At 61.2% G+C, this 4,822-nt stretch carries 9 protein-coding genes; 1 reads left to right on the top strand and 8 read right to left on the bottom strand.

All coding sequences use genetic code 11. The features are described 5' to 3' along the window. On the top strand, positions 1 to 651 hold a 651-nt coding region (locus B7L71_RS12525; protein WP_170919500.1), incomplete at its 5' end, for a prolyl oligopeptidase family serine peptidase. Between the two features lie 59 nt (positions 652 to 710). Here B7L71_RS12525 and B7L71_RS12520 read toward each other — a convergent pair. The 8 genes from B7L71_RS12520 to B7L71_RS17740 all read right to left on the bottom strand — a co-directional run. After that, entirely contained in the window at positions 711 to 1,169 is a 459-nt protein-coding gene (locus B7L71_RS12520; RefSeq protein WP_016914341.1) for a YcgN family cysteine cluster protein, read from the bottom strand. Positions 1,170 to 1,211: 42 nt separating this feature from the next. Beyond that, the gene (locus tag B7L71_RS12515) at positions 1,212 to 1,793 is read right to left on the bottom strand and encodes an acyl carrier protein phosphodiesterase (RefSeq protein ID WP_081138367.1); all 582 of its coding nucleotides are present in this window, start codon (positions 1,791 to 1,793) and stop codon (positions 1,212 to 1,214) included. A 10-nt stretch (positions 1,794 to 1,803) separates the two neighbouring features. Beyond that, positions 1,804 to 2,097, bottom strand: coding sequence for a YcgL domain-containing protein (locus B7L71_RS12510; RefSeq protein ID WP_026001755.1), 294 nt, complete (start codon positions 2,095 to 2,097; stop codon positions 1,804 to 1,806). After that, the gene (rnd, locus tag B7L71_RS12505) at positions 2,094 to 3,227 is read right to left on the bottom strand and encodes a ribonuclease D (protein WP_170919499.1); all 1,134 of its coding nucleotides are present in this window, start codon (positions 3,225 to 3,227) and stop codon (positions 2,094 to 2,096) included. Before rnd ends, B7L71_RS12510 begins: the two co-directional genes overlap by 4 nt. Before the next feature lie 51 nt (positions 3,228 to 3,278). Further along, positions 3,279 to 3,884 carry a recombination mediator RecR gene (gene recR, locus B7L71_RS12500; protein WP_081138363.1) on the bottom strand — a complete coding sequence of 202 codons (606 nt, stop codon included), beginning with the start codon at positions 3,882 to 3,884 and terminating at the stop codon, positions 3,279 to 3,281. A 3-nt stretch (positions 3,885 to 3,887) separates the two neighbouring features. Continuing rightward, positions 3,888 to 4,214: a YbaB/EbfC family nucleoid-associated protein gene (locus B7L71_RS12495; protein ID WP_016914346.1), complete on the bottom strand. Its 327-nt coding sequence runs from the start codon at positions 4,212 to 4,214 to the stop codon at positions 3,888 to 3,890. 38 nt (positions 4,215 to 4,252) lie between these two features. Continuing rightward, positions 4,253 to 4,594, bottom strand: a complete 342-nt coding sequence (locus B7L71_RS17745) for a DNA polymerase III subunit gamma/tau C-terminal domain-containing protein (protein WP_249273257.1) — start codon at positions 4,592 to 4,594, stop codon at positions 4,253 to 4,255. A 29-nt stretch (positions 4,595 to 4,623) separates the two neighbouring features. Next, a partial coding sequence (locus tag B7L71_RS17740) for a hypothetical protein (protein WP_249273256.1) occupies positions 4,624 to 4,822 on the bottom strand: 199 nt, incomplete at its 5' end.

Below are 4,822 nucleotides of genomic sequence, written 5' to 3'. Positions count from 1 at the left end.
CTAGAGCTCCTGGAGCGCGGCGTGGCCTTTGCCGTGGCCCACGTACGCGGTGGCGGCGAGCGCGGCGAACCGTGGTACCTGGCAGGCAAGATGGCCAACAAGGAAAACAGCTTTCATGATTTCCTGGCTGCCCGCGAGGCACTGGTGTCCGAGCAGATCAGCCAGCCTGAACGGATCGTCGCCTGTGGTGCCAGCGCGGGCGGGCTGCTGGTGGGTACCTGCCTGAACCGGGCACCAGAGGCGTTCTGCGCTGCCGTGCTCGACGTGCCCTTTCTGGATGTACTGCGCACCATGCAGAATCCCGAGCTGCCGTTGACCACCGCCGAGTACAGCGAATGGGGCAACCCGGAGATCAACGAGGTTCGCGAGCGGATCGCTGGCTACTCTCCCGTGGATAATATTCGCCCTCAGCACTACCCGGCGCTATGGATCGAAGGCAGCTGGTTCGATACCCGAGTCAGCTATTGGGAGCCCGCCAAGTTCTATGCTCGCGTGACCCAGGCTCAGCAGGGAAGCGCCCCGATTCTGCTGCACACCGACATGACCAGCGGTCACGGCGGCGCCTCCGGCAGATTCAAGGCCTGGCGCGATGCGGCACGCCAGGATGCCTTCATTCTGTGGGCGTTGGGTCTCGTGACAAGGCCTGAATAAAATGAGCCAGCGGTGATGGTCCTGCCATGGATGGCAGCGCATTGCGTTTCGCTTGGCGGTCAGGACATGGGAATGACCGCAATGATATGCTCTTCGAGATGCCGCTCCGGCACCTCATCCTGTGATACCGCAAAGCCTCTGACGCTCACTCCCTTACGATGCACTCGCTCGGCGTCGTTGCTCAACAGCGGATGCCAACCCGCCAACTTGCGCCCTTCGGCCACCCGACGGTAGCCACAGGTATGCGGCAGCCAGGTAAACTCTTTTACCAGCGCTGGCGTCAGCTGTGTGCAGTCCGGCACGCTGGCAAAGCGATTCTCGTAATCACTGCACTGGCAGCTGTGTAGATCCAACAGCCGACAAGCAACGTTCAGAATAGCCAATTCCTGAGTGTCATCGTCATGCAGCTTCAACAGGCAACACTGGCCGCAGCCATCGCAGAGCGCTTCCCACTCTGGCGCGGTCAACTCCTCCAGCGGATAGCGCTCCCAGAAGCGCTCACGCAATGTGGTTTCCATGTTCGGTTCTCTCTCGGGTAGATGCATGATCGCCGACGCCGATCAACGAGCGCTGGTGTCGTTGCCACTGCTGGTCAAATGCGCCTGACATTCGCGCCACAGCACGCTGAAGTCAGCCTCAAGAAGGGCGTAATCATCGTATAGCCAGGGGACCAGCTCGGCCAAACGATTCGGGCCTGTCAAACGCCTGCCGATGCCTACCACCGCCTGACAGGTAAAGTCGAAGTCGGCGTAGCGGCGCAGCCAGTCCTGCTCGACCAGTACGGGCATCATGCTGGCCAACCGTTGGGGAGCAGGCCTGGCCGACAGTAGCTGGTAACAGCGCTCGATGAGCTGATGCTGCCGTTCACCCGCCTGCTGCTGGGCAATGAAGTGGTCCCACACCAGATCGAGGGCAATACCGGCATAGCGGCGCTGTTGCCTGGGAGCCCGATGACGGGCAGCCAGCACCCGGGGGTGCTGATCCACCCAGGCATCCACACGACGGTGATGGCGAATGCCGTCGGCCACGCTGGTCGGCCAGCCGGAGAGGTCTCTGCCCTTGACCCCATCGGCAATCAGGTTGCCGTAGAGAAAACCATCGTTGCCGGGGCGTGCCAACCAGGCATGGGCCAGAAAATTCATTCTGGCATCATCACGAACGGCGGGCAGATTCAGCGCGATGCAGGTCCAGCAGGTACGGCTCCTTGGCGGGGGGCATCTGCAGGTAGAACCCCTGCTCTTCAATGGCCGCCATGACATCGCGGGCGGCCACGCGTGCCAATGACTTCTCCTCGGTCAGGATCATGGTCAGCACCGGGACGGGCTTGCCGAAAGTCGCCATCAAGGCCTCGGGCACGTCTACCAAGCCCTTGCGCTTGTCCACGTAAAGGTACATCTCTTCTTTTCGTGAGCTTCTAAAAATCTCGCAAAGTAACTTCTCGCTCATTCCGACGTTTCCTCTAAGGCTCGTTGAAGGTCCTGACCCAGACAGACTCCGCGCCAACCGTGCAGCTCATCGAGCGGCTCGCCGGCCATGGCCTGCATGACCAGCGCTTCGATATCACGACGACGAAGCAGCATTTCCGGCGCAATCCCCAGGGCCGCAGCCTTTTCTGCCACGACCTGCTTGATGGCCTTGAAGCGGCGCTTGAAAGGCGGTTGCATGGGGTCAGGCCAGCGAGCAGGCAAGGCGCTTTCAGGGCAGTGTTGCGCCTGCTTCACCCAGCCTAGCAGGGCATCGCCCTCCTTCTTGACCAGCGTGGGCTTGACGCCCTCCACCTCTGCCAGCTCATAGCGATTACCGGGCATTTTTTCGGCCACGGCAAACAACAGCTTGTCGCTGACCAGCCAGTTGCGCGGCAGGTCACGCCGCCGGGTCTCCCCTTCTCGCCAGATGGTCATCAGCCGATACGCTTCCAATTGGCGTGGCGTCAGGCGCCACAGCTGACGCTGGCGGGTGTACCACTGGCCGTCGCTCTCTTCATCACGACCTGCCTGCTCGATGAGTGCGGCACACTCTTCCTCGACCCAGCCAAGCCGCCCAAGCTCGGACAATTGGGCGGCCTGACGCTTCCAGACCTGCAGCAGGTAGGTCACGTCCAGCGCGGCATATTCACACTGCGACGCGGTCAAAGGCCGCTCCAACCAGTTGGAGCGAGTCTCTTCCTTGGGCAGCGTGTCACCTATCCAGTGCTCTACCAGCTTCTGATACCCCATTCCCGGATTCTCGCCCAGAAAGGCTTGCGCCACTTGGGTGTCGATCAGCGGCGTCGGCAGCGTTCCCGCCCAGTGCTGAAATACCTCGAGGTCTTCGCTGCAGGCATGCAGCAGCTTGGGAACCCGACTCTGCAACAGAGCCTTGAAAGCGGGCGTACAGGGTGTCACCAAGGGGTCTACCAGATAGGCGGTTTCACCCCCGGCAAACTGAATGAGCGCAGGCACGGGAAAGAAGGTGTTCTCACGAAAGAACTCGGTATCCAGTGCAATGACCTCTGCGCTGGCCACCTGCTGGCAGGCGGCATCCAGCGCCTCGGCGCTGTCGATCCATTGGTACAAGGAGGAGGTTGAAGAGGACAATTCGGGTTTCCAGGTTGTCACAACCGCCTTGGCGCTTGCGTTTTATCCGACTTAATCGCTAGCAAAAGGCTGACGACCGTTAAAGGCACGGCTCAGAGTGCCACCATCCACATACTCGAGCTCCCCCCCCATGGGCACACCGTAAGCAAGACGAGAAAACGCCACGCCGTACTGGGCAAGCTGAGCGGCGATGTAGTGCGCCGTCGCCTCGCCTTCTACCGTGGGGTTGGTGGCCAGCACGATCTCGCGAATGTGCCCTTCGGCCACTCGGCTTTCCAACAGCGCCAAGCCCAAGGCATCAGGGCCTACACCGTCCAGCGGTGAAAGATGACCATGCAGCACGAAGTAGCGACCCTGAAAGCCGCCCGCCTCTTCGATGGCGAGCTGATCCGCTGGCGACTCGACCACGCACAGCAAGCTGTCGTCGCGGCGCGGGCTCTCGCACAAAGCGCATATGTCGGCCTCGGTCAGCGTGCGGCAGTGCTGGCAATAACCCACGTCTTCGATGGCACGCAAGATCACCTCGGCAAGCCGCTGCCCGCCGGGGCGCTCACGCTCCAGAAGGTGCATCGCCATGCGCTGGGCCGTCTTGGGCCCAACGCCTGGCAGCACACGAAACGCATCCATCAACTGCTCTACGAGGGGGGAAAAGCGCATGGATCAGAACGGCATCTTGAAGCCGGGCGGAAGGTTAAGGCCCGCCGTTGCCTCTTCCATTCTGGCTTTCGAGTTGGCTTCTACCTTGCGCACAGCGTCGTTGACGGCCGCGGCCAGCAGGTCTTCCAGCAACTCCTTGTCCTCCTCCATGACGCTTTGGTCGATGGCCACGCTGATCACATCGTGGCGGCCGTTCATGACGACCTTCACCATGCCAGCGCCCGCCTCACCATGCACTTCTGCCTTGGCGACCTCTTCCTGAGCGCGCTGCATTTTTTCCTGCATTTCCTGGGCTTGCTTCATGATGTTGCCCATTCCGCCTTTGAACATGCGGTGATCTCCTGAGTGATATGACTGAAGTGATGGGGTCAAGAGTGCGATGCGGGTTTTACCGTCGACTCAATCAGCGTAGCCCCAAAAGCGTGACGTAACTTCTCAATATTGGGGTCACGATAAAGTAGATCAACCGCTTCGGCATGCCGCTCTTGTTGAAGACGCTCTTCCTGCTGCCGTGGAGTTTCGATACCCGCGTCCAGCGCTGCCACCTCAAAGCGTACTTTTCTGGGCAGACCAATCCCGGTCAACGCGCGTTCGATGCGCTGATTATGCACCTCAGCCTGCATGGCCGACTGCGATGGGTCCAGGCGCAGCACCAGCGTGGCGCCATCATCGCTTTCCACCTGACAGTGTGCCGCGAGGTTGCGGGTCAACCCTCCGAGACCCAGCGCATCAAAGCATTTCAGCCATCCGGCATGATCCAGCGGGCCTGCCGACGAGGGGGATGCCGACGGCGTAGCCTGGGGATGCGGGTGTATTGGCTCTGGCTCTGGCTCTGGCTCTGGCTCTGGCTCTGGCTCTGGCTCTGGCTCTGGCTCTGGCTCTGGCTCTGGCTCTGGCTCTGGCTCTGGCTCTGGCTCTGGCTCTGGCTCTGGTTCTGG

It is taken from the genome of Halomonas sp. BC2 (assembly GCF_002078115.1).
Taxonomy (GTDB): Bacteria; Pseudomonadota; Gammaproteobacteria; order Pseudomonadales; family Halomonadaceae; genus Vreelandella; species Vreelandella stevensii.
This window is presented reverse-complemented; position numbering and strand designations above follow the sequence as displayed.

Coding starts and splice junctions, on each gene's coding strand:
- B7L71_RS12515 (WP_081138367.1), bottom strand. CDS start 1,793: ATGAATTTTCTGGCCCATGCCTGGTTGGCACGCCCCGGCAACGATGGT.
- B7L71_RS12495 (WP_016914346.1), bottom strand. CDS start 4,214: ATGTTCAAAGGCGGAATGGGCAACATCATGAAGCAAGCCCAGGAAATG.
- B7L71_RS12510 (WP_026001755.1), bottom strand. CDS start 2,097: ATGAGCGAGAAGTTACTTTGCGAGATTTTTAGAAGCTCACGAAAAGAA.
- B7L71_RS12520 (WP_016914341.1), bottom strand. CDS start 1,169: ATGGAAACCACATTGCGTGAGCGCTTCTGGGAGCGCTATCCGCTGGAG.
- recR (WP_081138363.1), bottom strand. CDS start 3,884: ATGCGCTTTTCCCCCCTCGTAGAGCAGTTGATGGATGCGTTTCGTGTG.